This is a genomic window from Reichenbachiella sp., assembly GCF_965233835.1.
In the GTDB taxonomy this organism is placed as follows: Bacteria; Bacteroidota; Bacteroidia; order Cytophagales; family Cyclobacteriaceae; genus Reichenbachiella.
Window position 1 is genome coordinate 2528460 of sequence record NZ_OZ247585.1, and the last position, 19236, is coordinate 2547695.

The 19236-nt window shown below is 40.5% G+C and carries 18 protein-coding genes; 9 read left to right on the top strand and 9 right to left on the bottom strand.

Going from position 1 to position 19236, the window contains the following annotated elements:
* The first annotated feature begins 75 nt into the window (after positions 1 to 75).
* The 7 genes from ACO6S2_RS10750 to ACO6S2_RS10780 all read left to right on the top strand — a co-directional run bounded on the left by ACO6S2_RS10750 (position 76) and on the right by ACO6S2_RS10780 (position 10719).
* Positions 76 to 1293, top strand: a complete 1218-nt coding sequence (locus ACO6S2_RS10750) for an ABC transporter permease (RefSeq protein WP_422358552.1) — start codon at positions 76 to 78, stop codon at positions 1291 to 1293.
* A gap of 101 nt (positions 1294 to 1394) precedes the next feature.
* Positions 1395 to 1916, top strand: a complete 522-nt coding sequence (locus ACO6S2_RS10755) for a flavodoxin family protein (protein WP_422358553.1) — start codon at positions 1395 to 1397, stop codon at positions 1914 to 1916.
* Between the two features lie 80 nt (positions 1917 to 1996).
* A complete protein-coding gene (locus ACO6S2_RS10760; RefSeq protein ID WP_422358554.1) occupies positions 1997 to 4501 on the top strand; it encodes a hypothetical protein in 2505 nt (834 codons plus the stop codon).
* 9 nt (positions 4502 to 4510) lie between these two features.
* Complete coding sequence (locus ACO6S2_RS10765; RefSeq protein ID WP_422358555.1) at positions 4511 to 7315, top strand: CHAT domain-containing tetratricopeptide repeat protein; 2805 nt, start codon at positions 4511 to 4513, stop codon at positions 7313 to 7315.
* A gap of 73 nt (positions 7316 to 7388) precedes the next feature.
* On the top strand, positions 7389 to 8303 hold the full coding sequence (locus ACO6S2_RS10770) for a glutaminase (RefSeq protein WP_422358556.1): 915 nt from the start codon (positions 7389 to 7391) through the stop codon (positions 8301 to 8303).
* Between the two features lie 562 nt (positions 8304 to 8865).
* Complete coding sequence (locus tag ACO6S2_RS10775; RefSeq protein ID WP_422358557.1) at positions 8866 to 9771, top strand: WD40 repeat domain-containing protein; 906 nt, start codon at positions 8866 to 8868, stop codon at positions 9769 to 9771.
* A 9-nt stretch (positions 9772 to 9780) separates the two neighbouring features.
* Positions 9781 to 10719 (top strand): DUF1579 family protein, encoded by a 939-nt coding sequence (locus ACO6S2_RS10780; RefSeq protein ID WP_422358558.1) that lies wholly within the window; start codon positions 9781 to 9783, stop codon positions 10717 to 10719.
* A 12-nt stretch (positions 10720 to 10731) separates the two neighbouring features.
* Here the strand turns inward: ACO6S2_RS10780 and ACO6S2_RS10785 are convergent, their stop codons facing one another.
* The 6 genes from ACO6S2_RS10785 to ACO6S2_RS10810 form a co-directional block, all read right to left on the bottom strand.
* Complete coding sequence (locus ACO6S2_RS10785; RefSeq protein WP_422358559.1) at positions 10732 to 11889, bottom strand: aminopeptidase C; 1158 nt, start codon at positions 11887 to 11889, stop codon at positions 10732 to 10734.
* 67 nt (positions 11890 to 11956) lie between these two features.
* Positions 11957 to 12622, bottom strand: a complete 666-nt coding sequence (locus tag ACO6S2_RS10790; RefSeq protein WP_422358560.1) for a uracil-DNA glycosylase family protein — start codon at positions 12620 to 12622, stop codon at positions 11957 to 11959.
* 18 nt (positions 12623 to 12640) lie between these two features.
* On the bottom strand, positions 12641 to 13240 hold the full coding sequence (locus ACO6S2_RS10795) for a bifunctional nuclease domain-containing protein (RefSeq protein WP_422358561.1): 600 nt from the start codon (positions 13238 to 13240) through the stop codon (positions 12641 to 12643).
* 7 nt (positions 13241 to 13247) lie between these two features.
* The gene (locus ACO6S2_RS10800; RefSeq protein WP_422358562.1) at positions 13248 to 14204 is read right to left on the bottom strand and encodes an electron transfer flavoprotein subunit alpha/FixB family protein; all 957 of its coding nucleotides are present in this window, start codon (positions 14202 to 14204) and stop codon (positions 13248 to 13250) included.
* A gap of 25 nt (positions 14205 to 14229) precedes the next feature.
* Positions 14230 to 14967, bottom strand: a complete 738-nt coding sequence (locus tag ACO6S2_RS10805; protein ID WP_422358563.1) for an electron transfer flavoprotein subunit beta/FixA family protein — start codon at positions 14965 to 14967, stop codon at positions 14230 to 14232.
* Positions 14968 to 15272: 305 nt separating this feature from the next.
* The gene (locus ACO6S2_RS10810; protein WP_422358564.1) at positions 15273 to 15809 is read right to left on the bottom strand and encodes a DUF3347 domain-containing protein; all 537 of its coding nucleotides are present in this window, start codon (positions 15807 to 15809) and stop codon (positions 15273 to 15275) included.
* A 112-nt stretch (positions 15810 to 15921) separates the two neighbouring features.
* Here ACO6S2_RS10810 and ACO6S2_RS10815 point away from each other — a divergent pair, with 112 nt between their 5' ends.
* Positions 15922 to 16158, top strand: a complete 237-nt coding sequence (locus tag ACO6S2_RS10815; protein WP_422358565.1) for a hypothetical protein — start codon at positions 15922 to 15924, stop codon at positions 16156 to 16158.
* A 58-nt stretch (positions 16159 to 16216) separates the two neighbouring features.
* Here ACO6S2_RS10815 and ACO6S2_RS10820 read toward each other — a convergent pair whose 3' ends face one another.
* Genes ACO6S2_RS10820 through ACO6S2_RS10830 form a run of 3 tightly spaced genes read right to left on the bottom strand, consistent with a single transcriptional unit; the run spans position 16217 to position 17943 of the window.
* On the bottom strand, positions 16217 to 16708 hold the full coding sequence (locus ACO6S2_RS10820) for a glycine zipper domain-containing protein (RefSeq protein WP_422358566.1): 492 nt from the start codon (positions 16706 to 16708) through the stop codon (positions 16217 to 16219).
* Positions 16709 to 16712: 4 nt separating this feature from the next.
* Positions 16713 to 17213 (bottom strand): nuclear transport factor 2 family protein, encoded by a 501-nt coding sequence (locus ACO6S2_RS10825; RefSeq protein WP_422358567.1) that lies wholly within the window; start codon positions 17211 to 17213, stop codon positions 16713 to 16715.
* Positions 17214 to 17265: 52 nt separating this feature from the next.
* Positions 17266 to 17943, bottom strand: coding sequence for a hypothetical protein (locus ACO6S2_RS10830; protein WP_422358568.1), 678 nt, complete (start codon positions 17941 to 17943; stop codon positions 17266 to 17268).
* Between the two features lie 137 nt (positions 17944 to 18080).
* Here ACO6S2_RS10830 and ACO6S2_RS10835 point away from each other — a divergent pair, with 137 nt between their 5' ends.
* On the top strand, positions 18081 to 19232 hold the full coding sequence (locus ACO6S2_RS10835; protein WP_422358569.1) for an efflux RND transporter periplasmic adaptor subunit: 1152 nt from the start codon (positions 18081 to 18083) through the stop codon (positions 19230 to 19232).
* The last annotated feature ends 4 nt before the right edge of the window (positions 19233 to 19236 follow it).

The following is a 19236-nucleotide window of genomic DNA, read 5'->3' on the forward strand; positions in this document are numbered from 1 at the left end:
AGGATCAACGGAATTGAATGGTTTTAATTATTTTACACCCTTTTTTAGAGTACCCAACGAAAGTAGTTGTAAAAATTGAATTTTCCTTATTTCATATCTAAACGCATTACATCAGAGGCCAATTCGTCCTTTTCATCTATTATATCTAAACTGGCGATTATCAGCATCAGTGTAGGGCTAGCCGCTATGATCTTAGCCTTTTTTATTCTGGGAGGTTTTCAGCAAACAATCAAACAAAAAATTTACAACTTCAAGGGTCATCTGGAGATTACCAAATACAATATGGGTAATGCATTAGATGAAAAGTCCATAAGCTTTGGTTCTGATTTCTACAAGCAAAAGGATGAATTCGATTTTATAGACCATGTACAAGCATTCGCTTATAAGCCGGGATTAATAAAGACCAAAGAAGAAGTAGAAGGAGTGGTTTACAAAGGGGTAGATGCTCAATTTGATACGACCCGTTTTGCTGTCAATATGCAACGCGGAAGATTCATTCATCACAAGGAGGATGGGTATTCAGATGAGGTGATATTAAGTAAGCACATTGCCAATAAGCTTAGAATGGAATTGGGTGACAAGTTTATGATACACTTTGTGCAAAACCCTCCAAGGTTTAGAAGGTTGAAACTGGTCGGTATCTACGAAACAGGATTGGAGGAATTTGATAAGAGCGTAATCATCGGAGATTTGGCCATGATTCAAAGGTTGAATGAATGGAATAAGGATCAAGTTGGGGGCTTTGAAGTTTTTGTGAAAAATAAATCACAGATCAATGAAGCCGAAAACGTGTTGTTTAATGCTATAGATGCGGATTTATACGTAGATAAAGTGAGTGATAAGTACAACCAGATCTTTGATTGGCTGGGATTGCTTAATCAAAATGTAACGGTTTTTTTAGGTTTGATTTTGATTGTTGCTTGCTTCAATATGATTTCGATTTTATTGATTTTGATATTGGAACGGACTTACATGATTGGGGTGCTTCAGGCACTGGGTGCCAGCAAGAGGCAGGTCAAGCGAATTTTCCTATTCAAAGGTATGCTGTTGGTAACCAAAGGGCTGGTTTATGGAAATTTGATTGCGTTGATCATTGCTCTGGTACAGGATCAGTTTCAGTTGGTACCATTAGATGCAGCCAACTATTACATGTACTACGTGCCCATTTCCTGGGACTATGAGTCGTTGATTGGACTCAATGTATTGACTTTTTTGGTGGTCTCCTTGGCACTTGGAATTCCAATGACCGTTGTATCAAGAATCAAACCCATTGCCGCTATTCGGTTTAATTAGTCTAATCAAGAGATTCAATGGATTCATCAATTCTTCTGATGGCTATATTCATAAGGAGAGAAAGATTTCTCGTTTCTTGCTGAGTATAAAAACTCAAATAGATGAATACAAAAGAAACTCGAATACTCTCATTGATTGGTAGCTCTCATCAAAATGGAAATACCACATTCGTCACTAAGTTATTTGCAGATATATCTGGAAGTGAGGTCATAGACTTGGGGCAACGAGACATTTCCTATTACGACTATGACCACAAGAATCGCGAGGACGACTTTCTTCCATTGATTAGAAATTTTATTGATCACTATGATACCCTGGTGATCGTTACCCCCATATACTGGTACACGATGAGCGCAGAAGTGAAAACATTTCTTGACAGGATATCGGATTTACTTACCATAGAAAAAGAAACTGGAAGAAAGCTCAGAGGAAAATCTATGGCGTTGATTAGTCAAACGGAAGGTGATTATTGTCGTGAGTGGTTTGCCGAACCTATAAAGTTAACTGCAGAATATTTGGGGATGGAATTCAAAGGTCATGTGCATGTCTCTATAGAGGATGGTAAGGTGGAAAGTGAATTTGCTAATAGGCTTCGGGAATTGTTTGAGAAATTGCAAGCGTAGCTAGCAACACTTGTATGGAGTATGGAAAGTTTATTAGTTTAGTTATATTTCTAAGATAGAATAATCAAACTAAACATATAATGAACTACTTATCAGGAAGGTTGAGCCTAGTTATTTTGTGCTTGATCATCATTCTACCTGCAGTTGGTCAGGTCAATACCAGCGATATTAGCAATTACAAAAACACAAAGGGGGAATACGGCTTTAAGTCCTCCTATGCCAACGGATACGTGACGCTACGAGACGGCACTCAGATCGACGGAAAAATCTCAATTTTCGGAAGCAGTTTTGAAAATATCTATGGAGTAAAAATTAAGACTTACGCTGGTGAGAAGTATAATTTTCAGACTCGCAGCTTGAAGGAGTATGGCTTGTCCAATTCTAGTGTGAATGACACACCCGAATTGTTTTCTTGGGGAGAAGCCGCAGTCAAATTGAAAGGATTGAAAGTTGGCTATACAGATTTTGGTTATGTAGTGCTCAAAGATGGTTCGGTAAAAGAAGGAGAGCTGAGGCTTAAGGAGTATAAAGGTAGAGTGCAAAGTATGGAGGTGAAAGATGCCAATAAGGACAAGTTTAAGTATGAGGCAGCAGAAGTATCTAACTATGGTGTTCGGGTATATGAGGATGAGAAATTCAATAGCCTTTGGTCATTGATTAGATGGAAAGTGGCTGCCTTTCAGAGTGATCTGGCCAGTACCAAATCTGAATTGTTGCCTGGCTATGTGATATTAACCAATGGTCAAAAACAACAGGGTTATATCCAGTTGCTGAAAAAAGAGACAATGATTACTCAGGTCCACCTGAGAAGTTCGAAAGATGCCAAACCCACCAAAATAAAGTCCGGTGAAATAAAGGAATATGGTGTGAATTTGACGCCAGACTCTTATTATAAGTTATTGGCAGAGCAGAATCCTATTGAAAGCTATCCGCCTGTGATGAAGTTTTACCCGGGTAATATTGTATTGGTAGATGGTACTGCGATAGAAGCTGAATTGGCTTTTGCTACCAACAATGTTTATGGTGATCTATTCTATGTTAATCCAGAGAATGGAAAACTGGTAGGTGTTAAGTCAATAGATATTGATGAAGCCACACAGGATATTCCGCAAGAGGATATAGATGTTTATGAGCAATTTGTATATGATGCTACCCATGTCAAGGGTCTATTGATTCAGAATCCACCTAAGTATGATTATAAAATGATCAATGGAGGTACTGCTGGGATATATGAGACCAGACCGCAATTTGGGTTTGTAAAACTGAAATCAGGTCAAGTAATGGTGGGAACGCTTTATCTTAAAAAGAATGGTTCTCCTATGAGTATGATTAGAGCATTTATTTCAGAGAATGGAGAGAAGCCAGTAAAGTATGCTTACAAAGACATGGAGAGTTATGGGCTTATAGCGCATGAGGCCACTACAGCTTTTAATGAACGCCTCATTGATGGCAGCCGTAATGGATTCGTAGTGCTGATGGATGGGCAGCAAAAGGTGGAAGGTCCGCTGTCCATCGAAATTGAAGAAAGTGATAAATCAGCGCCCATGAAGATTTTCAAGTTTCAGGATGGAAACAGCTATAAGGAGCCGGAAGTTGCGTACTATGGACTCGTTGATGTTCCTGTCAGTGATTTGACAAGTGATGGCACGGTGTATTATGAAGATGAAAAGAGAAACTTTCATCCTGGTTCGTTTACCATAGGCGGATCTTCGAAATCAGGATATATCGCTTGGGCCAAGCCGGCTAAGAAGGGAGCTTATGATGCATTTTATTTTGCAGATACTAAAGATGGAGATGTCAATGTGTATTACGTGAGCAAAGGAGCCTCAGACGTTACGCAGACGGTTGAGGAGGCGTTTGAAGCCTACGACCCAGCAGATGACAGTTTCTTGTTATCAAAAACAATCGAAACAGACATTGAAAGCAACGGCTATGTGATTACCACTGAGGGTGAGAGAATTGATGGACAAATTGAAATGTCTTTTCCTCCAAAACTCTGGTTTGCTACTGATGTTTCTTTGACACAGGCAGATGGGACTGTCACTGACTACGCAGCGGCTGGTGGCATCCTGAGATTGGTTACCACAGTTGATGGTCAGGAAAAGGAATTTGTGTTTTTTGATGGCGCATACATAGAAGTGCTGGATCATGAGGGCGACTGGGTACATTTTAGAAACCCACATCCTACTACACCTACAGGTTTGAGTAATTGGATGAATGCCTTTACCGGTGCGGCGATGAATGCTTCTCAGGAATATGTAGATCAGGAAGTAGCGAAGTATGCGGCTGTTCAGGCGTTGAAAGGCAATGAAAATGCAGCGAAATCGGCTGCAGATTTTCTAGATAGAGAACGAACAGATTATACTTCGTACGACCAATTTGCCTTGTATGCCAAAGAACACATCATCATGGATTTGAAAAATAATCGATACGCTATGTATGTCCCTGGAAAAAATTATCAATTTGTAGAAGGCGAGCTCATGGGGTCCATTGATTATTTGACGATGGAGTCGGAAGCGCAAAAAGGGTTACGTAAATTGAACAACCCAAGCGAAACATTAAAGTATCTAGACACTACTTTCTAATTAAATAGAATGGTGAAAAAACTAACTCAGGGAGCAATTATATTTTGCTCCCTTTTTATTGCCTTTAGTATATCCGCCCAGCAGCAGAGTGTTGCAGATATCAAGTTTGTCATTAGCGTTGGAGATCAAGTACGTATGGCTTATGACCACGTGTCTAGGGCTACTCAGAGGGAGATATCACAGTCCCATGGAGAAGGTAGTTTGCGCTACCACCTGGGTATGGGTGACTACTTTATGTACAAGGGTAAGTATGGTACGGCCATCAGCTACTATCATAATGTACTGGAACGATTAGCGCCCAAAGAAAAAAGTGATAAAGATCCTCGAACCATTGATGTTTTTACTATATCAAAAAGTCGTGACTATCGATTTACCCGAACCGAGCGGTTACTGAAAAGAATTACCGTACAAACGCCCTTGAAGAAAGAAGAGTGGATTCTGTTTGGAAGGGCTGCCAATGCCCTGGCAATTTATTATCACGCCATTGGCAACTATAAAGTAGCAGAAAAATTATACGTAAGGGCTTTAGAAGCAAGGAAGCAATATATCGGAAATACGAGTGAGCATTATGTGAGCTGCTTGCATAATCTGGGTGTATTAAGAAAAGATCAGGGCCGCTACAATGCAGCCGAAGACATCCTGAAATACGTGGCTCGATACTACGGACAAAAAAAATCTAAAACGAGTAGGGAATATGTCATCGTGGCAAATAATCAGGCACTGTTGCTCAATGAAATGGGGCGGAAGGATCAGGCAGTGAACCTATTGAAAAAACAGATGTCGGTGTTGGAACAAACGAAATTTTCTGCTTGGTCATCTGACCCATCAAGGATACAAACCAACTATGCCTTGATGTTGCTTGAGGAAGGGAAGCCTACTGAGGCAGAAAAATTATTGAAATCGGCTTTGGCAAGTTACATCAATAGCGGAAATCAAAAAGACCCAGACTACCTTCAGCTATCGATTTATCTAGGAGAAGTTTATTTGAGTTTGAATGAGACTAACGCACTAGAACAATTGATTACAGAAGTGCAGAAAGGAATGGAAAAGACTTATGGGGCTTCGTCCTTGCCTTACGCCAACGCCTTGGAGTTGCAGGCAGGTTACTTCAGAGTGTCATCCAGCTTTACCCAAGCATATTCTACTTATCAGCAAGTGGCTGATATTAGAAAAATCAAGTTAGGTGCGCTGCACAAGGGCTATCTCTCTGTACTTAATAAACAGGCTACTTGTGCCTGGAGGTTAGGACAGACTACAGTCGCCTTCAATAAATTCAAAGAGTCTTCTGACGGTTATCTTCAGGTGATCGACAAGTTTTTCTTCAATATGAGTGAGAAAGAGAAAACGAGGTTTTGGCATGTTACTAAACCTGCTCTTGAGGAAATGTATTTTTTCGTAGCTCAGGAAGGAGGTCAAATAGAGGGTGCACTGAAATATGCCTATGAGGTACGTCTGAAAACAAAGGGGCTTTTGCTGCACAGCTCAAATCAGGTGCTGGCTGAGGTCAATAAAATGCAGGATCCAGAAGTGAAAAAGAAATATCAAGATTGGTTGTTGCTTAAACAGGACTTGTCTAACTACTACAGCATGAGTCCAGCGACTATAGCTGATATGCAGATAGATCTTTCAGTATTAGAGCAGGAGGCCAATGAATTGGAGAAGGAAATCAACTTGGCTGTTGCAGGGAATGTAGGTAGACAGTCTAAAACAGTCACGTTTGAGATGGTAGCCAATGGATTAGCCGAAAATGAAGCGGCAGTTGAAATTATCAGACTTAGTGATTATGATGAGAGCAAGCCAGCAGAATATGGTGCCTGGATTGTGAGGGATGGGGCTTTGGATTTTGAGATCATTGGAGAGGCCAAGTTGCTTGAAACCAGAATGATCAAATATTACAAAAATGCGGTGAGGCTAAAGTGGCAGGATAGCTTGTCCTATGAAAAGTTTTGGAAGCCGTTGGCTGGTGAAACTGCTGGTACCAAGAGAGTATATGTGTCTTTGGATGGGGTGTATAATTTGCTCAATCTGAATTCATTGATGAGCCATGGCCAGTACCTACTGACCAGGCGTGAAATTGAAATTGTGCCAAATACGGCTGTATTGGCATCCATTCAAAATGAAAAAGTGACTATCAGCAAGGGTGTGCTTATGGGTAACCCTGTTTTTGGATCGGAGAAAATCGCCCCTCTACCAGGTACTGCTATAGAGATTCAAACTATTGAAAATTTGCTGAGTGAGAATGAAGTCAGGACTGATTTTTTTGAACTGAACCAAGCCACTGAGGCCACATTGAAAAAGGTTTCCAATCCATCCATTTTGCATATTGCCACCCATGGCTTTTTTATGGGAGATAAGGTGTCCAATGAGGGAAATATTGCTAGTCGCACCTTAAGATCAGCTAATCCTCTAATGAGATCTGGATTGCTTCTGGCTGGTGCAGGGCAACAAGATGAACCAAACGTCGAAAATCCTTCTGATGGTGTATTTACAGCTTATGATGCGATGAATCTGAATCTGAATGACACTGAACTGGTCGTGCTCAGTGCTTGTGAAACTGGCACGGGTGAAGTAGTAAATGGCGAAGGGGTATACGGATTGTCAAGAGCGTTTAGCGTAGCAGGAGCAAAGCATTTGGTGATGAGCTTGTGGAAAGTTGATGATCAGGCTACTATGAAATTGATGAGTACTTTTTACAAGAATTGGTTGGGTGGAGCCGAAATAAAATCTGCCTTCAATCAGGCCCAAAAGGCTGTTAAGGAAGAGTATGAAGACCCTTATTACTGGGCAGCTTTCGTTATGGTCAACAATGAATAACCAGTTGTCATTTTTTTAATTAAAAAGTTAGAATGGAATTTCATGGAGTCAATTTATCCATTCAAATTTGAGGATGGATTATCAAAAAATACTCAATGAGATAGCACTTGAAGTTGGTGCTTTGGAGAATAGTGGAGAAGTGGCAGACTACATTCCCGAATTGGCCAAAGTAAATGCTGATAAATTCGGTATACACCTGACAACCATGAATAAGGAATATTTTGCTTCAGGCGACTCAGAAGAGAAGTTTTCTATTCAAAGTATATCGAAGGTATTTAGTCTTGCTATGGCCTTTTCATTGCTTGGAGAAAAGCTCTGGCGGCGAGTAGGTGTAGAGCCATCTGGAAATCCTTTCAATTCTATTGTTCAGCTTGAGTATGAAAATGGAATCCCTAGAAACCCATTTGTCAATGCTGGCGCATTGGTAGTGGTCGATGTATTATTGTCTGAGCTAAAAGATCCTGAGGCGGACTTATTCGCCTTTGTCCAGTCATTAACTGGTTCTAATGAGATTTCTTATAATAAATTGGTAGCTCAATCGGAGAAAGAAACAGGCTATCTGAATGCTGCTTTTGTGAACATGATGAAAGCAAAAGGAAACATCGTAAATGAAACGGATGAAATCCTGGATTTTTATTACAAACAATGTTCAATAGAGATGACTTGCAGGGAGTTGGCCGCTGCTTTTCTTCATTTTGGAGAGAATGGTATGTCTTATGAACATGCTGGATTCAGCTTGACGAAAAGTCAAGTGAAGCGACTAAATGCCTTAATGCTATCCTGCGGATTTTATGATGAATCGGGTCAGTTTGCTTTTAAGGTTGGGTTGGCAGGAAAGAGTGGAGTAGGGGGCGGGATAGCTGCAGTCTATCCGGAAGAATTTGCAGTAGCGGTTTGGAGCCCTAAGCTAAACAAGAAGGGTAATTCTGTTCGTGGTTTTCATAGTCTCGAATTATTGACGACCAAAACAGAGTCGTCAATATTCTGACTATCTTCCTCTATAGCTAATAAAAAAGACCTTGCGGTCTTTAAATTTTTTGTATCAAACGAATATCAGGTACAATGCTAATGGAATGGCTTTCATTAAAAGTGTACCGATGATAATTGATTTTCTGACAAGATTCATAACTATTTGTTTAAGTATCTATTACAAATATGTACTAATACTTGCACAATAGTAATTCGTACATTTACCTAAATATTTCTATAGGTAAAATTCCTAATTTGCACATTTCTAATAATATGTTGTAAAATATAGAAATAGATTGCATAATACTAATATTGGGATATTTTATTTTCGTTGGTTTTATTGTAGAATTTAGTGATAACAATTGTACTATTAGTTGATTAGGTATAATATCAATAAGCAATTGTATTAAATTGAGAATAGGCAATTCTTTAATTAAAAAGCCATCAGAAATGTACTTTATCAATTCCTTTTAGACCTATGCTACTATCAGTTCGTTACCTAGAATTGGTTAGTCGGTGGTACCTCACGTGATCATGAAAATGACATTCGTATTTTAGTGTAACCTAAAATCAAATTGATCATGAGAGTCTTAATCTTGCTACTGGTTATTTTCGAGAGTAGCGTATTTGCTCAAAGCGTATCCTTGGATCATCCCAGTACAATTTATGATGTTGCAATATCCAAATTGGGCGACAAGATCGCTTCAGCAGGGAAAGACTCAGTTGTAAACATTTATACGGTAGAAGGAGAATTTATTGGAAGCTTTACTGAGTTTAATCACTCTCTTTCTGATGTCATATTTACCGATTCAGATTCAAAGGTAGTTGCCGTGGATTATATGGGGTTTAGATATGTCCTAGATTTAAACACCGGATCCATCGAGTCATTGAAAATCCACAACCAGTCAATATTAGACCTCTATGAAATAAACACTATGAAAATGTTTGTGACTTCAGGGAGAGATCAAGTGGCAAAAATCTGGACTGCTCAGTGGGAGTTGGTGGCAGAGCTTGAGGGCCACAAGGGACAGGTGAGAAAAGCCTCCTATATTGGCGACCGTTTATTGACAGTTGCGGATGATTCTAGTATTAAGATTTGGGATCTGTCAGGTCAATTAATCCGAACCATTGATACCCCACACGAATCCGCAATCTGGGAGTTGGCTATAGATTTGGAAGGCAATATGGTCACCGGGGATCGAGGTGGAATAGTTGTGGTTTGGGATCAGGATTTTGAAGTTGTATCAAAATGGAAAGCGCATGAAGGCGCTATTTCAGGAATGGTCTTGTTGGAAGAGTACATGTTAACATGTGCAGACGATGGCCATATCAATATTTGGAGTTTAGGAGGAAAATCGATCAAAAATATAGCGGCTCATGAGAAGTATTGCACAGGTATTTCTCTATCCTCAGATCAATCCACTCTGGTAAGCGGCGGAGGCGATGGTAAGGTCAAAATATGGTCAATGAATCAATTGCTCAATTAAACATAAAAGATGCAAAAACTATTATGCTTATTATTAATAGCTAGCCTAAATAGCTATGCTCAACAAACAGGCTTTCCCTGTCAACATACCGGAAACGCGAGACTAGGCGAACTGATTGGAACATGGAAAGTAGAAGCTAAGGATAGAATATCTCCAGGTAACTATGAAATGAACGCGGGTGTTTCAGTGATCTCAACGGGTTTAAATGGATGTTCTATTCAAGAATCCTACAAGGGTGTATACAGAGAGAACTACTATGCAGTAGAAGTTGTAACGTATATGAGAGATAGCATGCAGTTACAAAGGGTGTACTACGACTCCGAACATTCGAATGTGATGGTCTTGGAAGGTTTTATAGAGGAAAAGGGTTTTACGCTGAATTGGACTCGTGATCCAAATAAAAAGAAGATGCAGGTGAAATTTCAGCTTGATTTTAAAACGACTGATACTTTTGAATGGACCACTCATCTCTCTACAGATTTTGGAAAAACCTGGCAACTGACACATCAATGGAAGTACAACAGAGTAACTCCTTTTGTCCCTATCAATGAGGAACATTCCAGATTGAAGGAAATCATAAGTAATTATCATCAAGGGTTAAGTCAGAACAAACCCAAGCTAGTTCTGTCAGCCTTAGGCGATCAGTTTATCATGTGGAATGGAAACTACTCTCCGAATCCAATAAACTGGCAGGCACACATGTCTTTGTCGGGTGAAGATTTAAAAGAATGGCCGGCATGGATGATCCAGCAAGCAGGGCCATACGCCAATACCTTTGATATTCTTTCCGTTAATGTAAGAGCCAATTCTGCTGTGGTTGTGACTCTTGATACGGGACAAAACAAGTTTAGAAAGTGGAAGGAGGAACAAACCACCTGGCTGTTAGGTAAAAAAGATGATGATTGGAAAATACTAGGGTATTACCTTCAGGATATAAGTAATCCCTAGTATTTGAATATTTTATTTTACCCCAAGTTTTTTAGCAATATCCTTTGGAATTGCATCTTTATGAACGGTGATGCTTATGGTCTTCAACTTCATATACGACTCACTCATATGAATAAATCCATCATTTCCGATTCGGTCTGAGTTGTTACCCCAACTGTTTTTCACTTTGTAATATTTGTTGCCTTTCTGATCCTTTACTAGTCCCATGATATGCATCAAATGGTCATCAGTAGTGGCGAAGTTTTCAAACTCACCCTGACGGTACTGCTGAGAAACTTCCAACTCAGGATAAAGCGCCTCAAGTGCGGCCTTATTGTTACTAGCCTCTTCAGGTATGATAGCTAGTCCATATTTTGCAGAGAAGGTTGGTTCACTGATATCACAGTCGAATTCTACGGAATAGCCATTCTCCAAGGAGTTGTCCAAAGTTTTGATAAAGTCATCGAGCGGTAGGTTATAAAAACTACCATTGCTGAAGTTGTCTGGGATATTCAATATGAATGAAGAATAGAAATCAGCATGACTGAATGATGTAATAGAAACATAGTCATCAGGATTGATTTGGGTCATTTCAAAAAAGGATTGAGGAGTGTAGCTTTTTCCTTCATAGGTAAACGTTTTTGGGGCTTCACCTAGATACACGTCTAAAACCGCGCTAACCGCCGGCTTCCATTTTTTGCTTAATTTTTTCCCAGGGTTGTCTACATAGGTTTTAACCATTGACTCCAATACTGCCACCATTTCAGCATGGTTGTGATAGTTGTTTCCTTCATCCAATCCGCGGTAGGCTTCATTAGGGACAAGTCCATTGGCTTTGATGGAATTCAATACGTCATGTGCTAGTCCACCTTCGCTGAAGTTGGCTCTGCCTTGTCGCATGACATAGTTTTCAGCTTTGTCCATGTAGGTTTGGCGAACTGTATACATTTCCGAAAGGTCTATGGTCTTTCCAGTCTTTCTGATAATTTCCGATTCGATAAATGAAGAAGCTGAAAAACTCCAGCAGGTGCCTGTTCTTCCTTGACTGATAATGGGAGTGGCTTCCAAGTCGATGACCGTGGTGAACTCGTATGGATCTTGCGCCTGTAATGACATAGTTGCAAATAGCGCAACCAAAGCAGCTAACTTTCTCATAGTTGATTGAATTAATGGATTCTTGATGATTTTCAAATCCGAAGATATAAAATCTTGGAATGATCGAATTCAAAATGGCAATGAGTTTGATAAGCGGCAAAAATCAGCCTAGTTTTTGCAAATATTCGTCAATGAATTCCTGCTTTCTTTTGAGTCGGTATTGCATCACCCAACGGGGGTGAGGGACAGGAACTATCTCATCGAAGAATTGGTACTTGTCATTCAGTTGTTTGAGAAATTTCAAGTTCTGACCTTGTCCAATACTATATGCCACTGAGGTATCGATATTGAAAGTCAATTGATCTTTGATCCATTGAATCATATCCTTTTCGAATATCTTCTGCCAGTTTTTGAGGTCGTAATAATTCAAATTCTTACCATCCATGACGAAGCCTAATGGAGACATTCCTGTAATATAGAATTTGGCATAGAAGGTTTTTGGTCCTCCAAAGTTGTCAATCATCTCATAGATGAATCGAGAGCTTAATTCTGCTCTTTTGTTGAATGAATTCGGAATCTCGCAGACTTCTTCTAAAAGCAATGGATCTGTAAAAGGTATTCCTGTGATACCACCTCCGAATCGACCGGGGTTGATACCAAAGAGCATTCTGCGAGGATTGTTGTCCGAATAATATTTTTGGTAGAATCGAGTAGTCGTTTCCCAACCATCTTCAGACTGGTAGGGATTCATGGTTTCTACTTTCTTAGGGAGTTTGTTTGGTGGAGCTAAAGATTTATAAAATTCAAGAATTCGATCTGATACCAGCATAATCTTGGCTCTTGACTCTTAATTCCGACGATTCAATTCATCACGAAGTTGAGCCGCTTTCTCATAGTCTTCTTCTGCCAGTGCTTTGTCTAGCAGACGATTCAGTTCTTCCACCGAGTGTTTTTTGATGCCTTTACCTTTTGACTCTTCCTTCTTAGGTTCATCTTCTGGTGACGAAAGGGTGTCTAGCTCTTCTTCAAACTCATCAGTGACTACAATACCGGCTTCTTCCATAACCGCAGGGTTAGTATAGATTTCGGCATCGAAACGAATGCCAATGGCTATGGCATCCGAAGGCCTGGCATCTATTTCTACTTTTTTTCCATTGCTATCTACACAAACAATCTTGGCAAAGAAAACACCTTCTTTTAGATCGGAGATGATAATCTCTTTGATGTCTATTTCGAAATTACCGGCGAATGACTTGAATAAATCATGGGTCATGGGCCGGTTAGGCGTAATCTTCTCAATCTCAATGGCAATGGCTTGCGCCTCAAACATGCCAATGATAATCGGTAGTCTTCGACCACCGTCCGATTCGCCTAACACCAGCGCAAATGAGCCCGATTGTGCATGGCTGGAGGATAATCCTATAATGTCTAGTTTTATTTTCTCCAACTGTCTATTAATTGTTTAGTGCCTTGATAGCTTCTGTTAACTTCGGAACAACTTCGAAAGCATCGCCTACGATACCGTAATCGGCTGCTTTGAAGAAAGGAGCCTCTGGATCCTTGTTGATTACTACGATATATTTCGATGAGTTCACACCTGCCAAATGCTGAATCGCACCTGAGATGCCCACAGCAATATAAAGGGTAGGGGCTACTTTGATTCCCGTTTGTCCCACGTGCTCGTGATGAGGTCTCCAGTCCATATCGGATACCGGTTTACTACATCCCGTCGCTGCACCTAACGTCCTCGCTAAATCTTCTATCATACCCCAGTTCTCTGGGCCTTTCAATCCCCTTCCGCCTGATACTACTAAGTCAGCTTCTGGAAGTAAAATCTCACCAGTTGCCTTCTCTTGTGAAGTCACATTTACTTTGAAGTCAGCATCGTCAGCACTTACGCTAAATGCTTCTACGGCTGCATCAGCTCCATCTTCTTTGATCGTAGCAGCATTCTTTTTGATGCCGATAATTCTTTTGCCTTCAGTCAAATCAACATTTGCAAAAGCCTTACCAGTGTAAATGCTTCTTTTAACAGTAAAGCCGTTAGACGTGTCAGGTAATTCAGTCACGTTAGTGGCTAGAGAAGCACCGATTTTGATAGCCAATCTTGCAGATACAGGATCGCCAAGAGACGACTTAGCTAAAACCACAGTTTCAGCTCCCGTGCTTTCTACAGCCGCTGCTAGTGCCGACGCGTAGGCTTGTATATTTCCTTGTTTGTATTTGTCGTCAGCTACGTGCAGTACTTTGGTTGCACCTGCTTTTCCAGCTGCGGCCAATGCTTCATTACCGGCTTCGCCGAATGCTATGGCAGTCACATCACCACCGATACCTGCAGCATAGCTTACTGCTTCCAATGACGATTTTTTGATTTCGCCTTCTGATATTTCTATGAATACTAATATGGACATTTCTATAATTTTTTGGGCTTGATAATTAGAGTACTTTGGCTTCGTTTTTCAACAAGTCAACCAGTTCTGATACGTTGTCCGCATCAATCATTTTCACTGCTCCTTTAGCAGGAGGCATCTCGTAAGTACTCAATTGAGTCCTAACCGTATCATCTGCAGGTTCTACCACGTTCAATGGTTTGGTTCTTGCTGTCATAATCCCTCTCATGTTAGGGATTTTCCACTCAGCAATCGGTTCCTGACATCCTAGCACTAGCGGCAAGTCAGCTTCTAAATATTCTTTACCTCCTTCTATCTCTCTTGTCATCTTGGCTGTACTGCCTTCGATATCAAGCGTCATTACTGGTGATAGGGAAGGCATACCTAATAATTCACCTACCATGCTGTGTACCACACCACTGTTGAAGTCAATAGATTCTCTACCCATCAAGATCAGGTCGTATCCACCTTCTTTGGCTGCATTCGCTATCTGATTGGCCACGAAAAACGAATCCTTAGGGAAAGCATTTACGCGAATCGCGTCGTCAGCCCCAATGGCCAAAGCTTTTCTCAAGGTAGGTTCGGTTTCGGCTTCTCCTACGTTCAATACAGTGATACTCCCTCCAGATTGTTCCTTTAGCTCCACGGCTCTGGCCAAGGCATAATCGTCATAAGGTCCAATGATATATTGAACACCCGTCTGATCAAACTTGGTGTTGCCATCAGTGAAGGCAATTTTGGAAGTCGTGTCTGGAACATGCGTAATACAAACAAGAATCTTCATGTGCTTATTTATTAATTAATGTTGCTATTTAATCTATTAAATTTTGAACCCAATTGCGAATTATTAGCAGACTAAAATCCGAGGCTCAATGAGCCACGAATATAGCAAAAACAGGTTCAAGATCACGGTAGACCCTAAATATTAATTTTGGAATTGAAGAGGAGGTAGGAAATAATGAAATATTGCGGCAAGATTAAAATTGCAAAACGTCATTCCCTGATTTATTCAGGGAATCCGTTAGAGACACAGCCTATTTTTTTCGGACGGATACCCCGGACATCGCCGGGGTATGACGCAGCGTTCTTTTACTTAATCGTCTTCTTCACCACACCACATTTCAGCATCTTGTCACCGAAGTACGGGTTCTTGATTTCTTTGGTGGTACTGAACCATGAAGCACCTTCATTGTCTAGGGCCATAGGACAGAAGCACTTATTAATCTCACCAGATTCAACAGCTCCTTCAAATACGCTCTCCATGGAGTTGTTCAATTCTGAAAATACTTCTCGTGCCTTTTCAACGTCTCCGGCATTCATGATGCCATCAGCAATGCTTGCCTGTTGCCAGGTGCTTTCATCTGCTTTCAACGCTTCACTTAAATCTTTGGCGAATGCCTTGGCCGTTTCGTAGTCTGTCGCTACTAAAGCGTCTCTTAGTTTTTCATAAGCGCTGTATATCGTTTGGATACCTTTGCTCTTAAACTTTACGCCTTCGGTGGTCGTATCTTTTACCGATTCAGTAGTAGTTTCTGCGGGTTCAGAAGCAGTTTCTGATGAGGATTGCGGATTGCTGGTGCAAGCCGTGATGAAGAAACCTGCTATGATTAGATAAGAATATTTCATTTTCTACTGATTTAGTTATGGTCTTAATTGTGAGGATAAAATTAGGTCATAACCGCTCAATTTTATAATCAGAAATAAATAATTTGCGCCACACAAGTAACAACGACATTTGATGTTTGGATTATTCAAAAAGAAGAAAAAAGAGAAGCAAGCCCCGCAGCTATTGGATATCAATGGCGAACCACTAGCAGAAGGAGATAAGGTCGAAGTATTAAGATATGAACTTGGGGAGTGTACACTTACGCTGGAGGGTTTGCACTACTACTACGAATCCGCTTCTGGCGAAAAAGTGAGTTATGCCAAAATGATCGATGCCTCTACAGAGCAACAGAAAGTTAGAAAGATATAATATTGGTTTGCAAGGAAGGAGAGAATTTACCTCCCTCATGCAAGTTTCAATTGGTTCACTATTGAACCGAATAACCTTTCGCAGTCATACAAGCAGTGAATGCCTTCTTAAAATCATTCATCATTTCTTCTTCTTTGGCCTTAGCATTCGCTTCACTTTGCTGAACTTCTTGCTGTTGGTGATAAGCTCTAGCTCTTCGGCCTCGAAGTCCACCTGCTACTGCTCCTATTGCCGCACCCTTGCCGGTATCTCCTGCTATCGCTCCTATTGCTGCACCTGCAGCTGCTCCCCGGGCAGCACCTCTCACAGCCGAACCATCTGGTCCAGTTTCGACTTCCTCAGCTTCAATTTCAGGAGGGTTTAATGGATTAAATCCAGTTTGCTCAATAGCCCATTTGTAGCATTCATATTCTTCGTTGTCTTGTTTGATTTTATCTTGTCCTTGCGAAGGAAAGACAAACAATCCAAGACCTTTAGCCAAATTCATTTCAGATTGAGCTTGTAGGTTGAACCCAATAAGCATGAAAACGAGTATTAGTATATTTTTCATAGGATTATTGGTTTAAATCATTAAGGTCTATAAAAACGTAATCAAGCTGTTCTAAAGCATCAGCCTCATTATAGAAAGTGAAGCTATTTGTAATTTTTCCTTCCTTAATTTTATAAGAGGTATTTGCCAGTAGCTGAACAGACTTCCCATTCTTGTACTTTATTGTGAGCAAGGCAAAATTTGTTACCCATTCACCAGGATAATCGCCATCTTTTACTGTGATGGGAAAGATCCGTGATTTCGTGTATTTGATGGACTCATACAATTCTGAACTATTTGTTTTCCAAGCAGCTAGCGCCAAACTCCTTGAAGTAGTGTCCTTGACTGAAGGACCTATGCCAACATAGTCATCTGCTAGTAGAGAGGCCATGGTTTCATACTCATTGTTTTCTACGGCTGCAACGTAGCTTTCGATCAGCTTAACATTGTTTGCTTGGGTCGCCTCTGTCGAGTTACAGCTCGATATTGCTAGGGTAGCCAGCATCAGGTATAGTACAAGTTTCATAGGAATAGTTTTAATTGATTTTTATTAATGAGACTAATATATGAAGTGAAATTTATCTCTCCAAAATCACCTGATCCTCAAAAAGCGCATTGACTACCACATGGGCATAGTTGTCTATTTCTATAGCTACGTCAGATTTCTTCTCCAGATCATATTTGAAATGTGAAATCCAAACTAATCCGCTACCATCGAATTCATTATAGTCCATGAGGTAATAGAAGTTGGCTTCCAGGATAGAGTATTTGTGATGGGAATGATCCACATCTGACTGCAAGTGATCGTATCGCGCTTCGAAATATTGTCCGAACTTGTATAGCCCTTCCGCATGACTGGCCAATTCCTCATCGGTAATGTCATCATCGTCTGTCGAAATGTTTTCAATAGAAGAGGCGGTTAGCACCCCATCAAATCCCTGAGCAAAAAGCTCCTTTTTAACATCGGATCGATTGACCTCATCACCTTCGGGCTCGTGTTCGAAGATGGTATATCCTGCTACAGCAGGTACGCCTTTACTTTTGAAATACTTTACTGCATCCTTCTCGAATTCTTTTTTGTTTTTGATGTCTTTGGACATACCAAAGACCGCCACTTTTCTAAAACTGCGCGGTTCGTATACTGAGTTTTCCCAGGCGGCATCTAGTACTAATGGGTGGCTTGGAGCACATCCATATATGAATAGAACGAAAGAAAAGTAAATTGAAAAGTGTACTAATGATTGTTTAGAATTCATAGGAGTCAAAAAAAGGTTAACAAAAGAATATGAAAATTTGATATTAAAAAGAATAATTAACTATTAGTTTTTATTTTCGAATACCGATGGCAGTATCTGTCGGCATAAACTAATTTGACATTTTCTAAACTCATCCAATGAATTTACGCCAAACGCTGATGGTCTTGATCTTATCAGTGATCATAGTTAGCTGCAAAGAAAAGCAGGCCACCGTCATTCCTCCTCAAAAGTTGCCTGTAGTAAAAGTATCAAAAACGGATGTGCCGCTATACCGGCAGTTCGTAGGGCAGGTTTTCGGGTTGAAGGATATTCCGATTCGAGCCAGAGTGGAAGGGTTTTTAGAAGGTATTTATTTCACTGAGGGGGTGAGGGTTGAAAAAGGTAAACTGCTATACGCTATAGACCCTGAGCCATTCAAAGCTGAAGTTTCTGCCATGCAGGCAAACTTGGCTGAAGCTCAAACCATGTTGGCTAATGCGGAAAATGAATTGGAACGTTATAAGCCATTGGCAGAGATTAATGCTGTAAGTAAGAGTGACCTGGACTTTGCTCAATCGAAAAGAGATGCAGCTGTAGCTTCTGTCAACGCTGCAAAGGGTAACCTAAGAATGAGTCAGATCAATTTGGGATATTGCAGAATATCGTCTCCCATTACTGGATTCATAGGTAAGACTAATGCTCGAGAAGGGGAATTCGTTGGGAGAGACCCCAATCCTGTGATTTTGAATACTGTATCCAGAATTGATACAATCAGAGTACAGTTTTTCCTGACTGAAAGTGAGTATCTGACCATTGCGAGGTATGTGAGTAATAATAGGGAGGAATTAAAATCAAGAGGAGAAGATGGACGAAAGGAGTCGTTAACTCTGATTTTGTCTGACGGTATTGAGCACCCTTTTAAAGGAAGCGTGGATTTTATCAACAGAGAAGTGGATGCCACCACGGGCGCCATTTTAGTGCAGGGTTCATTTCCTAACCCAAATTTGATTGTTCGACCGGGACAGTTTGGAAGGGTTCGAGTGAAAATGGACGATAAAAAAGACGCTATTACCATTCCACAAAGATGTGTGTCTGAATTGCAAGGTCAATATTCAGTTTTTGTGGTGGACAAAGAAGGTACCGTTCAAGCACGACAAGTTAAAGTGGGCGAGCGAATGGATGATCTCTGGATGATTAGCGAAGGCTTGAAAGAAGGTGAACTAGTAGTTCTAGAAGGTGTCCAAAAGGTACGGACGGGAGATAAGGTTATTCCAGAAGTGACTGAGTTCAAAAGCGTTAGTTTAAAATAATCGT

Bases quoted from the DNA above. Each gene is read 5' to 3' on its own strand.
- ACO6S2_RS10755 (WP_422358553.1), top strand. From the start codon at position 1,395: ATGAATACAAAAGAAACTCGAATACTCTCATTGATTGGTAGCTCTCAT.
- ACO6S2_RS10760 (WP_422358554.1), top strand. From the start codon at position 1,997: ATGAACTACTTATCAGGAAGGTTGAGCCTAGTTATTTTGTGCTTGATC.
- ACO6S2_RS10765 (WP_422358555.1), top strand. From the start codon at position 4,511: ATGGTGAAAAAACTAACTCAGGGAGCAATTATATTTTGCTCCCTTTTT.
- ACO6S2_RS10770 (WP_422358556.1), top strand. From the start codon at position 7,389: ATGGATTATCAAAAAATACTCAATGAGATAGCACTTGAAGTTGGTGCT.
- ACO6S2_RS10775 (WP_422358557.1), top strand. From the start codon at position 8,866: ATGAGAGTCTTAATCTTGCTACTGGTTATTTTCGAGAGTAGCGTATTT.
- ACO6S2_RS10780 (WP_422358558.1), top strand. From the start codon at position 9,781: ATGCAAAAACTATTATGCTTATTATTAATAGCTAGCCTAAATAGCTAT.
- ACO6S2_RS10790 (WP_422358560.1), bottom strand. From the start codon at position 12,622: ATGCTGGTATCAGATCGAATTCTTGAATTTTATAAATCTTTAGCTCCA.
- ACO6S2_RS10800 (WP_422358562.1), bottom strand. From the start codon at position 14,204: ATGTCCATATTAGTATTCATAGAAATATCAGAAGGCGAAATCAAAAAA.
- ACO6S2_RS10805 (WP_422358563.1), bottom strand. From the start codon at position 14,967: ATGAAGATTCTTGTTTGTATTACGCATGTTCCAGACACGACTTCCAAA.
- ACO6S2_RS10810 (WP_422358564.1), bottom strand. From the start codon at position 15,809: ATGAAATATTCTTATCTAATCATAGCAGGTTTCTTCATCACGGCTTGC.
- ACO6S2_RS10815 (WP_422358565.1), top strand. From the start codon at position 15,922: ATGTTTGGATTATTCAAAAAGAAGAAAAAAGAGAAGCAAGCCCCGCAG.
- ACO6S2_RS10820 (WP_422358566.1), bottom strand. From the start codon at position 16,708: ATGAAAAATATACTAATACTCGTTTTCATGCTTATTGGGTTCAACCTA.
- ACO6S2_RS10825 (WP_422358567.1), bottom strand. From the start codon at position 17,213: ATGAAACTTGTACTATACCTGATGCTGGCTACCCTAGCAATATCGAGC.
- ACO6S2_RS10830 (WP_422358568.1), bottom strand. From the start codon at position 17,943: ATGAATTCTAAACAATCATTAGTACACTTTTCAATTTACTTTTCTTTC.
- ACO6S2_RS10835 (WP_422358569.1), top strand. From the start codon at position 18,081: ATGAATTTACGCCAAACGCTGATGGTCTTGATCTTATCAGTGATCATA.